The organism is bacterium, assembly GCA_021372535.1.
In the GTDB taxonomy this organism is placed as follows: domain Bacteria; phylum Latescibacterota; class Latescibacteria; order Latescibacterales; family Latescibacteraceae; genus JAFGMP01.
Window position 1 is genome coordinate 1 of sequence record JAJFUH010000165.1, and the last position, 18,923, is coordinate 18,923.

The 18,923-nt window shown below is 52.0% G+C and carries 13 protein-coding genes; 10 read left to right on the top strand and 3 right to left on the bottom strand.

The features are described from left to right. Nucleotides 1-257 precede the first annotated feature (257 nt). Nucleotides 258-1,121 (top strand): cupin domain-containing protein, encoded by an 864-nt coding sequence (locus tag LLG96_14535; GenBank protein ID MCE5251427.1) that lies wholly within the window; start codon nucleotides 258-260, stop codon nucleotides 1,119-1,121. A 113-nt stretch (nucleotides 1,122-1,234) separates the two neighbouring features. Here LLG96_14535 and LLG96_14540 read toward each other — a convergent pair whose 3' ends face one another. Continuing rightward, nucleotides 1,235-1,888: a YdcF family protein gene (locus LLG96_14540; GenBank protein MCE5251428.1), complete on the bottom strand. Its 654-nt coding sequence runs from the start codon at nucleotides 1,886-1,888 to the stop codon at nucleotides 1,235-1,237. Nucleotides 1,889-2,261: 373 nt separating this feature from the next. Here LLG96_14540 and LLG96_14545 point away from each other — a divergent pair, with 373 nt between their 5' ends. From LLG96_14545 to LLG96_14585, 9 genes are all read left to right on the top strand, one after another. Then, entirely contained in the window at nucleotides 2,262-4,157 is a 1,896-nt protein-coding gene (locus LLG96_14545) for a heparinase II/III family protein (GenBank protein ID MCE5251429.1), read from the top strand. Nucleotides 4,158-4,525: 368 nt separating this feature from the next. After that, nucleotides 4,526-5,896, top strand: a complete 1,371-nt coding sequence (locus tag LLG96_14550) for a Gfo/Idh/MocA family oxidoreductase (protein MCE5251430.1) — start codon at nucleotides 4,526-4,528, stop codon at nucleotides 5,894-5,896. 119 nt (nucleotides 5,897-6,015) lie between these two features. After that, nucleotides 6,016-7,041 (top strand): sugar phosphate isomerase/epimerase, encoded by a 1,026-nt coding sequence (locus LLG96_14555; protein MCE5251431.1) that lies wholly within the window; start codon nucleotides 6,016-6,018, stop codon nucleotides 7,039-7,041. A gap of 405 nt (nucleotides 7,042-7,446) precedes the next feature. Next, nucleotides 7,447-8,418 (top strand): NAD-dependent epimerase/dehydratase family protein, encoded by a 972-nt coding sequence (locus LLG96_14560; GenBank protein MCE5251432.1) that lies wholly within the window; start codon nucleotides 7,447-7,449, stop codon nucleotides 8,416-8,418. Between the two features lie 90 nt (nucleotides 8,419-8,508). Then, a complete protein-coding gene (locus tag LLG96_14565) occupies nucleotides 8,509-9,477 on the top strand; it encodes a glycosyltransferase (GenBank protein ID MCE5251433.1) in 969 nt (322 codons plus the stop codon). A gap of 380 nt (nucleotides 9,478-9,857) precedes the next feature. Then, a complete protein-coding gene (locus LLG96_14570) occupies nucleotides 9,858-10,829 on the top strand; it encodes a glycosyltransferase (protein MCE5251434.1) in 972 nt (323 codons plus the stop codon). Between the two features lie 68 nt (nucleotides 10,830-10,897). Then, nucleotides 10,898-12,286, top strand: a complete 1,389-nt coding sequence (locus LLG96_14575) for an AGE family epimerase/isomerase (protein ID MCE5251435.1) — start codon at nucleotides 10,898-10,900, stop codon at nucleotides 12,284-12,286. A 502-nt stretch (nucleotides 12,287-12,788) separates the two neighbouring features. Continuing rightward, nucleotides 12,789-15,107 carry a TonB-dependent receptor gene (locus LLG96_14580; protein ID MCE5251436.1) on the top strand — a complete coding sequence of 773 codons (2,319 nt, stop codon included), beginning with the start codon at nucleotides 12,789-12,791 and terminating at the stop codon, nucleotides 15,105-15,107. Nucleotides 15,108-15,119: 12 nt separating this feature from the next. Further along, on the top strand, nucleotides 15,120-15,956 hold the full coding sequence (locus tag LLG96_14585; GenBank protein MCE5251437.1) for a DUF4249 domain-containing protein: 837 nt from the start codon (nucleotides 15,120-15,122) through the stop codon (nucleotides 15,954-15,956). Between the two features lie 157 nt (nucleotides 15,957-16,113). Here LLG96_14585 and LLG96_14590 read toward each other — a convergent pair whose 3' ends face one another. Both LLG96_14590 and LLG96_14595 read right to left on the bottom strand, forming a co-directional pair. Beyond that, nucleotides 16,114-17,427: a Gfo/Idh/MocA family oxidoreductase gene (locus tag LLG96_14590; protein MCE5251438.1), complete on the bottom strand. Its 1,314-nt coding sequence runs from the start codon at nucleotides 17,425-17,427 to the stop codon at nucleotides 16,114-16,116. A 185-nt stretch (nucleotides 17,428-17,612) separates the two neighbouring features. Continuing rightward, complete coding sequence (locus tag LLG96_14595) at nucleotides 17,613-18,806, bottom strand: Gfo/Idh/MocA family oxidoreductase (GenBank protein MCE5251439.1); 1,194 nt, start codon at nucleotides 18,804-18,806, stop codon at nucleotides 17,613-17,615. Between the last annotated feature and the right edge of the window lie 117 nt (nucleotides 18,807-18,923).

The following is an 18,923-nucleotide window of genomic DNA, read 5'->3' on the forward strand; positions in this document are numbered from 1 at the left end:
TATTGCTCCGGCGAATAAAGAATGATACCGGAAGTAAAAAAACATGGATTCCCGCTTTCGCGGGAATGACGGCTTGGTGCGCAGTTACACAGATTGTATCGAATCACCTTTATAGGGCTCAATTTCCGAAATATATTTCACCGTTTAATCGCCGGAGCAATAATTAAAGGGCAGCTTGATTTTTCAGTACTGTATGTCTATGTTTAAGAGCCGGTAAAACTCCGGATGACAACAATCTTTCATGAGGAGTCACCACCATGGTTTATAAAACGCTCACGGCAGCTCTGATTTTTCTATTCACAGTTTCGGCGGCCGCATTCTGTCAGGAGCTCGACGGGAGTCCCTATGATCCCGCGAAGGACCCCGATATCGATCTGTTTATGGCAAGCTGGAAGGATTCCAATCCGAGGCATTCGCACGGCTCGCTCATCGAGCGCGATATCCTCACAAAGGGCAACCAGCTCAATCCTCCCCGTAAAGGCGCTGTTCTCGAATACATCAACCGTTTCGTCCACGCAACCCTTTACGCTCATACGACGACTGCGCCGACCATGCTGAAAGGCGAGCAGGAAGCATTTTATATCATTTCGGGGAAAGGTACCATCACCGGAGGCGGGAAAACCTACGATCTCTATGAAGGCATCTGTTTCCTCGTGCCGGAAAACCTCAAATTCATCATGACAAACACCGGCGACGAGCCGCTCACCATGTATCTTATCTGCGAACCAGTGCAGCCCGGCTTCACTCCCCGCAAAGATATCTTTGTGAAGAGCGAGGCGGAAACACCCTTCAACAGCGGTGTCGGTCACTGGAGCTACCAGGAAAAGGACCTTCTGGTGCACGCCAACGGATTTTCGACTCTCCATGCGGTCATCACGCTTACCCTCGATCCCATGACCATAGGCCATCCTCATGTCCATGTGAAGGGATGCGAAGAGGTCTGGACAACGGTTTACGGCGATAATATCGCATGGCTCGGGAAACAGATCCGTTTCCAGCCACCCGGAACGGCGTATATGATACCCCCGGACGGCAAGACCAACCATTCCAATATCAACCAGTCGAAGACAGACCAGGTGAAAATGCTCTACTTTTCGGTCAGGGATGATATACAGAAATAAGCTGGTCAAACCGGAACGGGACGGATACAAGCAAACAACATGCAGTTTTTCCTTCACTCACTGGGCCGTCTGTCCTTGCCTCTGAACCGGTTTCGAGGCTGTAAAACCATCCCCTACCATGTTCGTATCACAAAGAGCGCTTTACGGTAGTATGGTTCGGGCAGAACCGCGAAGGCGGTATATGCCAGCCATTCATGGTGTATCCAGCCCCTGAGGTACCGGTAATTCTTCAATGTCAGTGAACAGTCTGGCGACCAGGGCGAATAGAAAAGGTCGAGCGTTCCGTCACCGGTAAAGCGTGACAGCCGGTAAAGATGCAGCGGCGAGCTGACCAGTACAATCCTTTTCCATCCATGCGATACGATCATGGCATATGCCTCGTTCCAGTTCGAGAACGAATCATACGATACTGTGTCGTACAGAACACATTCCCCGGGCACACCGTTTTCAGTGAAGTAGTTTCTCATCATCTGCGCGCCCGATATCCCCCGTTTTTTCACGAGGTTCCCGCCTCCGACGCAGATAATGGCGCGGATGGATTCTTTTCTGTACAGTTCCAGCGCATGTTCCGCCCGTCTGAGCGTTTCCGGTCCCATATGGTACTCATGGTCGTTATCGCCGAAAAAAACGACCGCCGCATCCGATTCCCTGACTTCCCTGTTCATGAAAAAGCGATTGACTTTCCGGCAAAACAGTGCGCAGGCGGCATAATCCATACCCGACAAGACAAGCACGAGCAGCCAGAACACGGTCAAAATTCTTTTCATCGTCTTTCAAATACCTCTCGTGAATCCGGAACGAGATGTCCCGTTCATACATACAAAAATCTACCGGTAACCCTAAAATCATGGATAACGCCTGCACAGGCAAACAGAAAATTCTTGCCAAAAGAGATGGAAGTACGCAATATTCATTCGCGCACAGGATTTTCAATAGTTATGAATTTCTACAATGTAACCGAAATCCCTCGACGCTTGCGTCGGAGTATGAATTTAAAGGTACGTACTTCCCGAATACACGACACAATCAGGGATATGCCCCGACTGTATGAATGAATACGGCAAAGACATTATCGCAGTCAGCCGGTAATCAAGGCCGTTCGGTTTGTTCATTCAACACACTTTCGAAACGGGAGCCGCCATGAACCGTATGATGCTGCTGATACTTCCCGCATTCCTGCTCCTTGCTCCGGTTGTCCAGGGGCAGACTGCCGCAGGTGATGACGAAACCGCCCGCCGTCTCCGCGAATTTGCTGCCATGCTCGAAGAAAAGCCTCATGGTTTCGGTCACCCCATTGGCGATCGCGCCGCGTGGGAACGGGTCGCGGCAATACCAGCGTTCGGCACGGTAGTCTCCGAGGCCGAAAAAAACGCAAGCCTCCCCGTCCCGGAGCTTCCTGACAGCCTTTTTCTGGAGTTCTCGCGGAACGGGAACCGTACCAATTATCAGGCGCCTCAAAGTTTGCGCCGGTCGAGGCTCACCCTTTTCACCATCGCCGAGTGCATCGATAACCGGGGAAGGTTCCTGCCCGTTCTCGAGCGATACATCCGGGCGGTCTGCTCTGAAAGGACATGGGTACTTCCGGCTCACGACCGCGATCTCGACAATTTTTACGGCAGGAAGGTGGAAATCGACCTTGGACAGGCAACAACCTCCCTGACTCTGGCTACCGTCCTCTCTATTCTCGGTGACCGCCTCAGCCCCGATGTCCGCCGTCTCATGGGAGCGGAAGTCCGGCGCAGAGTGTTCGTCCCGTTTCTCACCATGGTGCAGACTGGTAAAGACCTCACGTGGTGGATGACCACGACGAACAACTGGAACAGCGTCTGCCTCTGCGGCACAGCGGGCGCCGCGCTGGCCATGATCGAATCCCGTGAGGAGCGGGCATGGTTCCTTCTGGGTGTGGAGCGGTACATCCCCAATTACCTCTCGGGTTTCACGGACGACGGTTACTGCTCGGAGGGTCTCGGCTACTGGAATTACGGATTTGGCCACTATATCATGCTCTCCGGGGTGATCAAACAGGCGACCGGCGGCTCATGGGACCTCCTCGAAAACGATAAGGTACGCCGTATCGCTCAATTCCCCGCAAATCTCGAAATCACCACAGGAGTCTATCCGGCGTTCGCGGACTGCGCGATCGATGCATTCCCCAACCCCCGGTTCATGCGTTTTCTCAACCGCCGGTACGGTTTTAGCGATAACAAGTGGGAAAGTGTTGCACGTTCCGCGGGTGGAACGTTGTACGAGCTCGCGCTTTTCGAGGTATCGGATCCATTGTCCGATAAATCGTCGGTTTCGTCCGCAGCGCAGCCGCGCGAGAGGCGGCACTGGTTCGAACAGGCCGGTGTGCTGATCGGACGGCCTCCCGTGGAGACCGGCAGCCTCGCGGTTGCCCTCAAAGGCGGACACAACAACGAACACCACAACCACAACGATGTGGGATCGTATGTGGTGGTACTCGATGGAAAGACGCTCCTGCTCGATCCCGGCTCCGAGATATATACATCGCGGACATTCAGTCCCAATCGGTATGAAAGCACCGTACTCAATTCCTTCGGTCACCCGGTTCCGCGTATCGGCGGTATGCTCCAGAAAACCGGTGAGGATGCCCGCGCCCGTGTGGTCTCGAAGCGTTTCACCGATGATGAGGACACCCTTGTATTCGATCTTTCCTCTGCCTATGAGGTTCCCGGGCTCGAAACCCTCGAGCGGACATTCGTCTACTCGCGGGAACTCCGGGGATACCTCACGGTCACCGACCGGATGGAATGTTCCACGCCGCAGGCGTTCGAGACCGCTCTCGTCACTTTCGACGAATGGCATCAGCAGCCGGACGGTTCCCTGCTTGTCCGGAACGGCGATACTGCGGTGACTGTCTCCATCGATACCGGCGGCCGGAAATATACCGTTCAAGCCGGGCAGCTGCGGGAAGACCTGCCATCGAAGCGGTTCCCGACGAGAATCGGAATTGTTCTTTCGGAACCAGTGTCTGCGTCAACAGTGACGCTGACGATACGACCGGCAGTGAAGTAAATGATTATCCCCAATAATTCCTTTAGGGTATGAAAAATTAAAAAAAACCGCGCTTTTCAAAACGTCACGTCTTTTTACGTCATTTCCGCTCCGTTGCGAAAGAGCGACAGTATGAAGAGCGAAACAAAGACGAGCGAGCGTGGCGTGGTGAGTTATGACACCGTCACCGCTCCGGGGGAAGGTAACTGCCGGAGCTGCAACAAATTCCTTTATCTCCTTTTCAGGGAAAAGGGATTGAGGATAGCGGGTTTATGCATAAACCGGAATAATTTTTCAAAAATCCTGCATGATAATGAGAAGTACCATATATTTTCATATATTACAGAGAAAACAAAACCAGTCATATATAATAACCGGGAGAAAAAACCATGAGTAAAACATCGCTGAAAGTGGCACAGGTCGGATTCGGGATGTTCGGGGCGCACGAGGTTGGCCGGAGCGTGGAGAGTATAGTCAGGTACGGTGTTTCTCCGTTTCTGGGAAGAATCGGCTATGCGAAGCATGCGCGGGAGCTCGCCGATGTAACATTCACCATGACGGCTTTGGGAACCCGGAGCAGGCAGTCGGCAGATCGGGCATCGGATCAGTTCGAGAAATCCACGGGTTCCCGGCCAAAAAGTTACTACGGCGAAAAATGCTGGATACCGATCATCGAGGAAGAGCATCCCGACATACTCGTGGTGGCAACGCCCGACAACCTTCACTATGAGCCTGCACGATTCGCGCTCGCTCACGGCGTCCACGTTATTGTGGAAAAACCCCTCTCTCTCCGTGTCTCCGAGGTGATGGAGCTTGTAGCGACCGCCGAAACGAACGGCCTGCTCCTCGGCAGCGACAACCATAAGGAATACGATCCCGACCACATATTCATAGCCCGCAGGCTGCTTCCCCTGATCGGTCCCATCAATTACGGCCGGGCGTATCTCGAAGAACCCCTCGAGGTTTCGACATCCACTTTCAAATGGATCGCCGAGGAGGGCAAACATCAGCCTGTGCGCGAAACGCCCTTCGGATATGTCGGTATTCACTGGGTCTCGCTGTTCCAGAACATGTACGGGCGCACCGGGGAAGGCGACTACACGTTCCGTCCCGTTCACGTATCGGGGCACGGACAGAAAAACCTTCTCCTGCCGTCGTACGGCATAGATGTTCTCGACTCCACCGTGATCGATGTCACTTATGACAGCGGCGCCAGGGTTACCTATGAGAACAACTGGATCACCCCTCCCGAGTTCTGCGGTGTCACGGTCAATCAGGGGCATGAAATAGTCGGCGCAAACGGAAAGGTCGAAAGCGACCAGCAGAACCGGGGGCTCGTGTACTGGGTCGGCAAGCACGGCCCTCAGGGTCCACCGGACGCACTGTCTCAGCGAACATCGAACACGCACTTTTTCCGCGAGGTCTATTCGCTCCATGACGGCGCAATCGACAGCTATTGCGGCTACGGAATGGATGCCATCACCGCCTTTTTCACTGCCGTTGCGCGGGTAATGATGAAGGGAGAAAAACACGAGGCGGTAAAGGGCACATTCATCGACGGCTCTTCCCAGATACTGCCCTGCGCGGTCATAGAAGCGGGGAACGCTTCGATCTGGAAAAACCGTGAACTCCTCGAAGGCTCCCTGCCGCCGACCGCTGGCTGCGTCATTTCTCATGAAAAGGGTATCAGGCTCGACTATACCGGGGAACGCGGGGAACCGATATCGGAACCTCTCTATACGGGTAAACTCAGCCGGTGAATCGATCGGAATTCATGAACATTTCCCGGCATTGAACAGAACACGGATTTCTTAAAATGCGGCATGTCAATCACCACTGCAGATAGAGTTGTCATTCACGTATTACAGGAGGTACTACCATGGTTTCCGGAATGACACGGAGAAAAGCCATCGGCGCAGGAGCAGCGGCGGCAGGCGTTATACTTTCACCGACGGGTATTCGCCCGTCGCATGCATGGCCACCGGGCCCGGATGAAAATCTCAAGCGCAATCTGACACCCGGCAAGACCCCGGTTCGTCTGGCCTGTTCCGATCTGAGGATTCACTACCCTCAGAACCAGAGCATGACCGAAATGGTGAAACATATCCGCGAGAGCGGCTATACCTCGGCTTCAACCGCCACAAACAAGGATGCGAGAAATCCCCTGCTCGACGCGACCGATGCAGAAATTACAGAGCTCAGAGCGGCCTGCAAAAAATACGATGTGACCATTTTCGATGTGATGACCTGGTCGAATCAGCTTCATCCCGACCCGGAAATCCGTAAAAAAGCCATCAGATATGTCACCGAAAGCATCGAGGTCGCCGAACGTATCGGGTGCCTCATGGTCACATCGGTTACCGGAAGTTGCCATCCTGATAGCTTCATCGGTATTCACCCCGGTAACTGGACCGCGGAAACGTGGAAACTCACAGTGAAAACATACAGTCAGATTCTCCGCGACACGGCAGGTATGAAGGCGTCCCTCGGCATGGAAGCAGTTGTGACAACGAATCTCGACGGGGTCAAGGCTCATCTCAGGCTCATCGAGGATGTGGGCGATCCGCGGTGCGCGGTATGCCTCGATCCGACCAACATGGTGTCCCTTGCAAATTACTATCATACCACCGAACTCCTCGACGAGTGTTTCGACAAGCTCGGCGAGAAGATTCTCGGCTGTCATGCGAAGGACCCCTATATTCTCCCTGACAAGATGCTCGTGTATGTGACCGAGGTCGCCCCCGGAAAAGGCGTCATGGATTACGAGACCTATCTGGTCCGCCTGAGCCGGATGGCATGGCCGCGCACACTGTTTCTCGAACACCTGCCATCGGAGGAATATCCCGGCGTAAAAGCCTTTATCGAGGGCACTGCGTCAAAGGTCGGCGTGAAGATATACGGCTGAAAAAACCTGCTCGTCAGCCGTAAAGAAGACGGTTCGGGGCTTGCCGTCATGTGATATATCGAAACTGCAGAACATGTGCATAAAAAACACATCGGGAATATTATGGCCTCCGGAGAAAAGAAAATGCTTGGAAATTACCGGTGAGCGACTATATTTTTCATTACGTTCAACGGAATGATAAGGTCAATGATAATAATAACGTTGAATGTCTGCATGATGACAGTATTCAATGCGTAATTACCTGTTCAATGAGAAGCTCGCGGGAAACACCGTTTTCGGGAAAACAAGCTGTCAATGGTCGGTACGAAGTGCCGATTTACATGCCCTTGACAGCGAACAGACAATACATTTTGTTATCGGGGGCGTGAAAAAGATGCTTTTTCACTGCCCACTAAGGGGAATTACATGAAACAGGCGCTTGTCTGCGGAGCGGGCGGTTTTATCGGAAGTCACCTTGTGAAACGGTTAAAACGTGAAGGATTCCGGGTTCGGGGTATCGACCTCAAATACCCGGAATTCGGCGAAACGGAAGCGGACGATTTTATCATTGGCGATCTCCGTGATCCGCATGTGTGCGAAAATGCTGTCGATTGCCGGTTTGATGAGGTTTACCAGCTTGCCGCGGACATGGGCGGAGCCGGATATGTTTTCACCGGCGAGAACGATGCCGATATCATGCACAATTCGGCTCTTATCAATCTGAATATACTCGATATATGCTCGAAAAGAGATGTCGGAAGGATATTCTATTCTTCATCGGCGTGTATTTATCCAAAGTTCAATCAGGTAGACCCCCTCAACCCCAACTGCGCGGAAGATTCCGCCTACCCGGCCTATCCGGACAGCGAATACGGCTGGGAAAAACTGTTCAGCGAACACATTTATCTTTCATTTCACCGCAATTACGGCATGGATGTCCGTATTTCCCGCTTCCATAACGTTTTCGGTCCCGAGGGAACATGGACCGGGGGCCGTGAAAAAGCCCCGGCCGCCCTGTGCAGGAAAATTGCCATGGCGCCGGACGGCGGTGAGATCGAAATCTGGGGTGACGGCGAACAGACACGGTCATTCCTGTATATCGACGAATGTCTCGATGGTGTTTCACTGCTCATGAACTCCGGCTGGACAGGGCCGGTCAATATCGGTTCGGAGGAGATGGTTTCCATCAACCGGCTCGCCGACATGATCATGGACATCGCCGGAAAAAAGCTGACCAAAAAACATATTACAGGACCTCTCGGAGTCCGCGGCAGGAAGTCGGATAACAGGCTCATATACGAAAAACTCGGGTGGAAACCGACCCGGCCTTTACGAATGGGCCTCGAAAAAACGTACGAATGGATAGAGCAGCAAGTGAATAAGGCGCAGAAGGGATAAATTCCCGTTCCGGTAAAATTCTGCCTTAACCTCTGTTTTTACTCCCTACCCGTTTCACGCAAAAACTGAACATGTATTTCGGGAGATTGTATGTCGGACAGTGAATCCGGAGCCATTTTCAACCTGCCGCTCGTGTCTGTCGTCATCCCCTGTCTCAACAGGGCACATTACCTGGTGCCTACCATAGAAAGCGTCCTCCGTCAGGATTATCCCCGCATAGAGTGCATCGTTGTGGACGGCGGCTCGAAGGACGGCACAACCGGTATTCTCGAAGGCTACGGCGACCGTATCCGGTGGATTTCCGAGCCCGATGGCGGTCATGCCGATGCCATCAACAAGGGCTGGCGCATGAGCACGGGCGACATTCTTGCGTGGCTCAATGCGGATGATCTCTACGTACTGCCCGGCGCTGTGGGCGGAGCTGCCGAATTCATGCGTGCCAACCCCGGTGTCGATGTGGTATATGGCGATTACATGACCATCGGCGACGATGGTAACGTCATTTCCGATATTATCAAACCCCCTCGGTGGGACCTGGTTTACGCCGTCAAACACTGCGTTCCGATGATTACCCAGCCCGCTTCGTTCATCCGGCGTTCGATTCTCGAAAAGGTTGGATGGCTCGATCCGGAATTCCGCAACGGGAAAGATCATGAACTCTGGCTGAGAATCGGCCGTGCCGGAACAATACGGTATGCTCCCCTGCTCTTCGCACAGGTTCGCAGGTGTAAAGGCCTCAGCCAGCAATCCGACATGGGCGAGGCCAAGATTGCGATTACGGAGAAGTTCTTCAGTCAGCCCGATCTGCCATATCCCTTCAACTCGCCGCGATTCAGGCGCCGGGCTGTGAGCAATACGTATCTTATCAGCGGTGTTTATACATGGGTCAGCACACGAAGCCTCCGATTATCGATGCGTCATGTCAAAAAGGCAATTGCCGCTGATCCGTTCAATACCTTTTATATTATTGCCGTGTTCAAGCTCTGGGTGCTGTTTTACATGCTCCCGGTCCGGTGGCAGGAAAAAATCCGTAAAATCCGCGGACTGCTGAAAAATTAACCGTCGAACGCTGATCCGGTCTATTCATAATTTAAATAGAACGTGGATTTTCGCTGATCGGACGGATTTTCGCTGATTTGTTTTTTTATTATATCTTTTGAGGTATTGACATATAATAGTTACTAAAGATAGTATAAATAATAGATTATATATATTTGTGCCCTTGTGTCTTCGTGGTTATTGCTCCGGCGGATAAATAATGATACCAATAGCAGGAATAGATGCCGAAACAAGTTCGGCATGACGTCATCCGATATCACTGTTTAATCGCCGAAGCAATAATATTTTCACATATAATCCGGGCTGACTGGTGCTCATGGTACCGTGACAGGATATTTTGCCGTGTTCAGAGAGCCGTCAGTTCGTACAAGGCCCAAACAATGACACGTGACCCGAATCCCCTCGTTTCGGTCGTGATTCCCTGCCTGAACAGGGCGCATTACCTCGTTCCCACCATCGAGAGCGTGCTCGGTCAGGACTATCCACACATCGAATGTATTGTCGTGGACGGCGGCTCGACGGACAACACGGCTGAAATCCTCGGCGGCTACGGCGACAGCATCCGATGGATTTCCGAGCCGGACGAGGGACATGCCGATGCCATCAACAAGGGCTGGCGCATGAGCACCGGCGATATTCTTGCATGGCTCAATGCCGATGATGTGTATGTTGTTCCCGATGCGGTCGGTAAAGCGGTAGAGTTTCTCGGAGAGAATCCCGAAGTCGATGTTGTGTACGGCGATTATACGGCGATCTCGGAGGAGGGGCGGGCTGTATCCGGAATCATCAAGCCCCGGCGGTGGGATTTCGTTTATGCCGTGAAAAAGTGCGATCATATCATCTGCCAGCCCTCATCGTTCATGAGACGGTCGATTCTGGAAAAGGTCGGATGGCTCGATCAGGAGTTCCGCAACGGAAAAGATCATGAGCTGTGGCTGAGGATTGGTCTTGCCGACGGCGTGATACGGTATGCGCCCCTGCACCTCGCCTTCTGCCGTCTGAGCCCGGGCCTGACCCGTCAGATCGACATGGGTGAAGCGAAAGTCGCGGTAAACAGGAAATTCTTCAGCCTGCCGGACCTGCCTTATCCTTTTACATCGCCCCGTTTCCGTAAAAGAGCGATGAGCAACGCCTGCCTTGTCGGGGCGCGATACATACTTGCCGGAACGGGACGGATCAGGCCATCGCTCCCTTTAATATCACAGGCCTTTGAAACCGACCCGCTGAACGCTCTTTGGGGTGCGGGAATTCATATGCTCTATTATCTTTATCTCCTGCTGCCGGACAGCATCCAGGGAATACTGAGGACAATACGGACGTCAGTCAGAAACAGAAGGCGCTCGAACGGGTGATTATTTCCGATTCATGTGGTTATTGGCACATAACACTATTATTTCCCTCTTTCATGCAAAGGTGAAGTATGGACAGACGAGCATTTCTGAGTGTATCCGCCGGAACGGGCGCGGCGGCGGCCGGGCTTTCCTGCGGTAAGGAGCCGGTGCATGTTGTGCCCGCTGCCGATGTCATCGGGGACATTGACGGTATGAGTCTTGAGGACCTCCGGAGCCAGTTCAGGTCCGAGCTCTTCGATGTTTTTCTCCCCGCAATGGATAAAATGGTTATCGACCACGAGTTGGGCGGTTTCATGTGCAATGCCACACCGGACGGCACCCACACGAACGTCAACAAACGGACATGGTACGAGGGCCGCGGCATCTGGGTGTACTCGTTCCTCTATAACCATGTCGATAAAAAACCGGAGTATCTCGAAGTCGCCCGCAAGGCTGTCGAGTTCATTCTCAAGACCAGACCGCCGGACGATTCCCTCTGGAATTCATGGTTCACCCGCGAGGGAAAGCCTGTCGGAGGACCCGATACCGTGATCTACAGCGATCTGTTCGTTGCCACGGGGCTTCAGGAATACTCTCAGGCTTCGGGCGATGAACGGTACTGGGACATTGCCAAGGAACTGCTCCTGAAAATGATGCATATCTATGATTCGAGACCCGGGTTCGGCGCAATTCCGCCGGGACAGGATGTTCCGGGCGGCTCACAGGGCGGGTATGACCCAAATTCGTTCGGCTCCGCCGGGACGAATGTGAACAAGCCGGGTGTTCCCCGGACGAGAATCCTCGGTCACTGGATGCTTGTGCTCAGGCTCACCACCCAGATGCTCCGGAAACGTGCGGACGCCGAAGTGAAAGCCATCGCCGACCGTTGCCAGGATGCAATCATGAATTATCACTTTAATCCCGACTACCGGCTGTTCAACGAGTACCTGAACTATGATCTCACCCGTATCGACAACGATCACGGGCAGGTGGTTCTCGGGCATGGACAGGAAGGAATGTGGATGGTCATGGAACGGGCGCTCGACAACAAGGACCGTCAGCTCTTCGACACCTGTGCCGAGCGGCTGAAACGTCAGATAGAGGTGTTCTGGGACGATGTGTACGGCGGCGAGCTGCTCGAACTCCTCCATGTCGACAAAAACATCTGGAATACGACCAAGGCGCTGTGGCTCCATGACGAGGTCCTTATCGGCACCATGATGGTCATCGAACATACCGGAGCCGAATGGGCTAAACGGTGGTTTACGCAGACGAACCGGTATATCGGGGAAAAGCTCGATCAGCGGCAGTACGGTTTTCCGCTCTGGATGTGCTACACCGACCGTAAAGCGACATTCAACCCCAAGTACGACCGTATCGAGAATTTCCACCATCCGCGTCATCTCATGCTCAACCTGCTTGCCCTCGACCGCATGATCGAACGGGGCGGGAAAGTGTCGCATCATTTTGATGCGTGAAGAGGAAAAAAACTTACGGGAATACGAGGACACACATAATCCCGTGTAAAAAAATTTTCAATAGCAACGAGGATTAAAGGAGATTACTCGGATTTATTTTTATTGAACTATCCCGCCCCAAGGGTTGTGCCTCGCCGATTATTCCGCACCGCTTCTCCTCCCTCTCTACAGGGTAGAGAGGGAGGCTGGAAGGGTGAGTTTGGGCCGGGTGATACACGCCTTTGAATTCATACTCCGACGCAAGCTTAACGAAATCTCCATCCGATAACTCCACATGAAAGCATTAAAACACAGGGCAAAAACACCGCCATATTGTACGCTAATATAATATTTATATAAATATTGTTTATTTTATAACAAAATTCTTGACATATTGGAAAATCTCGTTATATTTGTTTCTATGTGAACATTCTTCAGGCATCCGATTCCTGAAAAGATATTTTTACATGGCACTTTATAACCATTCGTATCATTATTATATCACATGGGAGATTCGCTAAAGATGAAGATGTATCTGCTGCTCACGGCTTTGCTTTTTTTCCCCGGAATTACCCGCGCCCAGTCGACATTCACTGTCAGCGGGCATATTCGTGATGCCGCCACGGGAGAGGAGCTTGTCGCCGCCAGTTTTTATGCCGTAGAGGTTAAAAAAGGGGGAATCGCAAACGATTACGGATTCTATTCCCTGACAATTCCATCGGGAACCTATACCATGCGGTACAGTTATGTTGGATACAAAACAAAGGAAGTCAAGCTCACGGTCAAAAAAAATATCAAGCTCGATGTCGAGCTTTCGGAAGAAACCATTGTCATGGAAGGTATTGTCGTCAAGGGAGAGACTGAAGAATCCACTGTCACCTCGACCGAGATGGGAACGACGCAGATGAATCCCAAGGAAGCGGAAACGATGCCGATTCTGTTCGGCGAGCAGGACATCGTGAAAACCTTCCAGCTTATGCCCGGAGTCCACGAGGCGAGCGAGGGCAACAGCGGATTCTTCGTACGCGGCGGAGATGCCGACCAGAACCTCGTGCTCCTCGATGAGGCGCCCGTGTACAATCCTTCTCATCTTATGGGATTCTTCTCGGTCTTCAATTCCGATGCGCTCAAGGACGTAAAAATGATCAAGGGAGCCCTGCCTGCGGAATACGGCGGCAGGTTGTCCTCGGTGCTCGACATTAAAATGAAAGAGGGCAATTCAAAGAATATATCCGCATCGGGGGGCATTGGTCTTATTGCTTCGCGCCTGACGCTCGAAGGACCGCTCGCAGGCGGAAAAGGGTCTTTCATTCTGTCGGGGAGAAGAACCTACGCCGATCTGCTGTGGAAACTATCTTCCAAGGAAAATTTACGGAGAACACAGCTCTATTTCTACGACCTGAATATGAAGGCGAATTACCTGCTCGGGGACAACGACCACCTCTTTGTTTCCGGGTATTTCGGAAGAGATGTGCTTTCGGAGCGTGACCAATTCGGTTTTAACTGGGGTAATATTACCGGGACCGTCCGGTGGAATCACCTGTTCAACGACCGGCTGTTTCTGAACTCCTCCCTCATTCTCAGCACATTCGATTACCAGATCAGCGCCCAAAGCAGCGGCTCCATGATCGATATCACATCAGCCATCAAGGATATCAATCTCAAGGAGGATTTCGAATACTACATCAGATCCGGACATACCATGAAATTCGGATTCAATGTAATCCGTCACCGGTTTCTGCCCGGGGAATTTTCCGCGAGCAGCACCAGCGAGTACAACAACCTGAAACTCGAAGAAAAACATGCATACGAAACGGCGGCATATGCATCCCATGAATACGATGTGAATGATCGCCTCAAGGTGAATTATGGCCTGCGGTGTTCAATGTTCACCGTATTGGGTCCCGGAACGGTATTTACCTATGATGAATACGGTGATGTTTTCGATTCGAGGAAATACAGCCGAGGAAAGGTGATCAAGAATTACTGGGGACCCGAACCCCGTCTTGCCGCAAATTACATGATCGATCAGTCGCAGTCCGTGAAACTGTCGTATTCAAGGAACATGCAGTATATACACCTTCTGTCGAATTTTACTTCCAGCACGCCGCTCGATATCTGGCACCCGAGTACGAGCATCATCAAACCCGGCACAGCCGATCAGGTATCGGCGGGTTGGTTTCGGAATCTTGCCGGAAACAAATACGAAATGTCTGTGGAAGCTTATTATAAGGATATGAAGAAACTCGTCGATTATAAAACCGGCGCCGAGATTATCCTGAACGAACACGTCGAAGCCGAGCTCGTATTCGGCAAGGGACGGGCATATGGCACCGAATATTTCCTGAAAAAGAAAACCGGTAAGTTTACCGGCTGGCTCGGATATACACTTGCAAGAACCGAACGTAAATTCCCGGCAATCGACAACGGGAAACCGTTCCCCGCACGTCATGACAGGACTCACGATGTTGCCGGTGTCGGTACTTATGTGCTCAACGACAAATGGACGATTTCCGCATCATGGGTGTTCCATACCGGGGACGCCGTAACCTTCCCGAGCGGGAAATATATAATCGAGGATAATACGGTGAGCCTCTACACGGAGCGAAACGGTTACCGTATGCCCACTTACCAACGTCTCGATCTCGGACTCACATACACGAAGAAAAAAACGAAGCGGTATGAATCGAGCTGGAATTTCTCGCTGTACAATGCCTATGGCCGTAAAAATGCGTTTTTTATATATTTCCGTGACAATGAAAAACACCCCGAATATACCGAAGCGGTCAAGGTGACGCTGTTCACCTTTTTCCCGTCAGTTACCTATAATTTCAAATATTGAGGATATATGTTCATGAAAAACAGAACGATAATCCCGATGTGCATGACCGGACTGCCGAAAGGCATTATGATTGTTCCGGTTCTCTTCCTGGTCCTATTTGCATGTTCCTGTTCCGAGGATGTCATTAAAGTCAAACTGAAAAACACCAAACCGCGTATCGTCATAGAAGGAACGGTAACCGACCGTGATCCGGCCATGGTGAGAATATCCAAAACGGTCGATTTCTTCAAACCGACCACTCTGCCGGCCGTATCGGGTGCTCTCGTCACCATATCCGACAGTGAGAGTAACGTATATACGCTGAAAGAAATCGTTTCCGGCATCTATATTGCTGAAAAACTCCGCGGAATCGAGGGACAAACCTACACGATGAACGTATTTGCCGAGGGTGTCGAGTACACGGCGGTTTCGACCATGCAGCATGCCGTGGTGATCGATTCTCTGTCGCAGGATTACGATGAAGAAGACGAGCTCGAAATCCACTGTTATCTGACCGATCCCGAAGGTATCGATAATTTCTATCGCATACGGCTTTTCCGGAACGGCACAGCTCCGGGCGGTATAACTCCGGACAGCAATTACTGGTTCTCCGACAAGGTGACGGACGGTAAAAAAATCGACTATTATTTCTTCGATACCGAGGATTTCGAGATTGATGATGTAATAACGGTCGAGCTGCTCACCATTGACGAAGGAATATACGATTTTTTCATGACGCTCGACAGTGCCCTGGGCGACAACAGCTCGTTCGGTACACTGCCCGGCAATCCCATTTCGAACATCAGCAACGGTGCGCTGGGCTATTTCGGGGCATTCACCATCCGCTCGGCGGAGCTTACGGTCAAATAACGATTCGATTCACCGCAGAAATCACCACCATTTCTCCCCCGTATATATAAAATGAGCCCGAATCGGAAATATGAATAATTCGGGCTCACTATTTAAATATGGTATAATGCTCTGATTAAATGGAAAATTATCCGGCCCCGGTATGTGTCATAATCATTTATGCTTTTACCCCGAAAGTCGGCTTTTTCGTCTTCCACCTGCCCCCCGTGAAATCGGGACACTTGACCGGTTTGCTGCCGCTTGCGATGGACTGCTCGGACAGCGGGACGATACAGCTCATGATAACCGAATCGTACACATCGATTGGCGTCTGCGTTTTATTCCGCACAGCGGTGAGGAACAGGAGAAGCTCGAGATAGTCGGTGCCGCCGTGCCCTTTTTCGAGCCCCGCCGTCCATTCCTTGTCCGAATACCAGAAATGGTTGTACCGCTCCATGTAGGGCGGAAACGGCTCCCACTGATGGTATTCCGGGCTTTTGTCGGTTATATAGAGGGAATTTCGCTGCTCGTTGTAGATGCCGAGCGTTCCCTGGAGCATCCAGCGGTTGTCGTATGGGCGGGGGAGCTGCATGTCGTAGTTGATGACTATCGATTTCCCCTTGATCGTCCGGACAACCGAAGTGACGATATCGCCCTGCTTGTATTTTCGTTTCGCGTTGGGATGATCGGCCCCGAATTTCCGTATGAAATAAGCGTTGATTCCCTTGGAATCCGATGCGGTCGAGGTTATGTAATCAAAATAGTCGCCGCAGTTGATATCGAGCCAGCTTATGACAGGGCCGAGGCTGTGAGTCGGATACTGGTCGCAGTTACGGTTGATGAGGAATTCCCCACCCCAGCGGATATTCCCCTGGGGATCGAAAAACCAGTGGTCTATGCAGTCGTGGGAGTGTGCGCAGTGACAGTGGACAATCTCGCCGAACAGCCCCTGCCGCACCATGTTGAGCACCGAAAGGTTGTCGCTCCTGAAGCTCCAGTTCTCGAGCATCATGCAGGGGACGCCGGTCTGTTCATGCGTTTTCACGAGATCCCAGCTCTGGTCGAGAGTGATCGCGCAGGGCACTTCGACGCCGACATACTTGCCGTGCTTCATGCCGTAAACCGCCATCGGGGTATGGAGCTGCCATGGTGTCGCGATTATAACCGCATCGATGTCGTCACGTTCCATGAGTTTTTCATAGATGTGATCGTTCTGAGAGTACCCCTCGGGTTTCGGACGGCCGGTTTTTGTCACGATATCCTGAGCCATTGTCAGATTCTCGACATTGATGTCACAGAGGGCCGGAAACTCGACTCCCTCCATGTCCGCCATGACACCGAGCAGCGACCGTCCGCGATTGCCGGTGCCGACCACGCCGACTCGCACGTTCTTCCCTTGGGCAAAGGTCTTCTTTGAAGATGCCAGCGCCATTCCTACCGTCGAAGCAGTTCCCGCCTTGATGAATTTCCTGCGATTGAGATGAGCAGCCATAATACATACCCCGGAATAATTGTTCTTACCACAGAGAACACTGAATTCTCCGATTTTATGCTGGTATTATATTATTATCAGGCGTAGATAACTAATATATAATCAAAATATCATATTTCCACTGGTATTGACAACAGTAAAAAACGTGGTTTTCACAGGAAATAATATATCTGGGTAAGTGATTGTTATTCTTTTATGTTCTGTACGATTGCACCGGTCTTTTTATTCTTGAGGATCAGCTTCGTACGGCCATCGGGCATTGTCTCTTCCTTGATGAGGAAAAACTGACTGTCATACTCGACCGCGGCTTTAGTATCCGCGGCTTTCTCCGGGCCGCGCCAGATTTCTAGCCCGACCGGCTCCCATTTTTTCGACTGCACCGAGCGGTAACAGGCATCCATGATCGCATTGACAATATACCCGTCGTAGAAGGTCTCCCCGGGCGTGGTGTCGTTATCGAGCGCATCGAGCATATCGGCGAACATATCGACATAACCGAGCTCGTGCACCTCGTCTCCGACCGGGAAGAGCCAGCCGGTTTCGCTCTCTGCTTTCTCGGCCACATACCCGCCTTTACCGACCGATGTGTACATCTCGAAACCCGTGCGGAGAAAATGGTCGAGCCAGATGGTTCCCTCAGTCCCGGAGACTTCGTCGCGGAGATCCATCCCGCCGCGGAATGTCCAGCTTACCTCGAACTGACCGATTGCGCCGTTTTCGTACTTCACGAGCCCTATGGCATGATCCTCCGCTTCGATAGGATGCACTTGTGTGGCAGCCCAGCACATGACCTCGACCGGCCTGATGTCTTTCCCGATAAAATTCCTGCCGATCTCGATACAGTGGCAGCCCATGTCGATGATTGCCCCACCACCGGCCTGCCCGATATCCAAAAACCAGGCGCTGTGCGGGCCGGGATGCGTCTCGCGCGACCGTGTCCACAACACTTTTCCGAGAGCGCCTTTCCGTACGGAATCTATCGATTTGAGTGTTTTGGGAGTGTAGACGAGGTCTTCGAGATAGCCATGGAACACGCCCGCCTGCTCGACCGCATCGAGCATCTCACGGGCTTCCTCAGCATTGCAGGCAAGCGGTTTGGTGCAGAGAACCGCTTTCCCGGCTTCGGCGGCCATGAGCGCGGCCTCCCTGTGGAGGTTGTTGGGCAAGCCGATAACAACGACATCCGTCTCGGGATCGTGAATCGCTTCTCCCATATCGGTTGTCCACCGGGGAATGCCCCAGTCTTCCGCAAACTTCCGCGCCCGTTCGGGAGAGCGTGAATAAACCGTATGAACCCTGTCACTGCGCCGTTTTCCGTGAAGTGTCATGGTGTAGAACATTCCGATAAGACCGGTGCCGAGCATCGTTATGGAGCGCATCGTTTCATCTCCTTTTCGGGCTTTTTATTTCTTAACCCGGAATACTCATGAAAATATTCAGCCACGAAGACACAAAATGATATAACATATTATTTATACTATCTTTAAAAATTACCA

What these genes read in the sequence shown, in the direction of transcription:
- LLG96_14580 (MCE5251436.1), top strand. Translation starts at nt 12,789, where the DNA reads ATGAAGATGTATCTGCTGCTCACGGCTTTGCTTTTTTTCCCCGGAATT.
- LLG96_14575 (MCE5251435.1), top strand. Translation starts at nt 10,898, where the DNA reads ATGGACAGACGAGCATTTCTGAGTGTATCCGCCGGAACGGGCGCGGCG.
- LLG96_14565 (MCE5251433.1), top strand. Translation starts at nt 8,509, where the DNA reads ATGTCGGACAGTGAATCCGGAGCCATTTTCAACCTGCCGCTCGTGTCT.
- LLG96_14570 (MCE5251434.1), top strand. Translation starts at nt 9,858, where the DNA reads ATGACACGTGACCCGAATCCCCTCGTTTCGGTCGTGATTCCCTGCCTG.
- LLG96_14550 (MCE5251430.1), top strand. Translation starts at nt 4,526, where the DNA reads ATGAGTAAAACATCGCTGAAAGTGGCACAGGTCGGATTCGGGATGTTC.
- LLG96_14535 (MCE5251427.1), top strand. Translation starts at nt 258, where the DNA reads ATGGTTTATAAAACGCTCACGGCAGCTCTGATTTTTCTATTCACAGTT.
- LLG96_14590 (MCE5251438.1), bottom strand. Translation starts at nt 17,427, where the DNA reads ATGGCTGCTCATCTCAATCGCAGGAAATTCATCAAGGCGGGAACTGCT.
- LLG96_14555 (MCE5251431.1), top strand. Translation starts at nt 6,016, where the DNA reads ATGGTTTCCGGAATGACACGGAGAAAAGCCATCGGCGCAGGAGCAGCG.
- LLG96_14545 (MCE5251429.1), top strand. Translation starts at nt 2,262, where the DNA reads ATGAACCGTATGATGCTGCTGATACTTCCCGCATTCCTGCTCCTTGCT.
- LLG96_14595 (MCE5251439.1), bottom strand. Translation starts at nt 18,806, where the DNA reads ATGCGCTCCATAACGATGCTCGGCACCGGTCTTATCGGAATGTTCTAC.
- LLG96_14585 (MCE5251437.1), top strand. Translation starts at nt 15,120, where the DNA reads ATGAAAAACAGAACGATAATCCCGATGTGCATGACCGGACTGCCGAAA.
- LLG96_14560 (MCE5251432.1), top strand. Translation starts at nt 7,447, where the DNA reads ATGAAACAGGCGCTTGTCTGCGGAGCGGGCGGTTTTATCGGAAGTCAC.
- LLG96_14540 (MCE5251428.1), bottom strand. Translation starts at nt 1,888, where the DNA reads ATGAAAAGAATTTTGACCGTGTTCTGGCTGCTCGTGCTTGTCTTGTCG.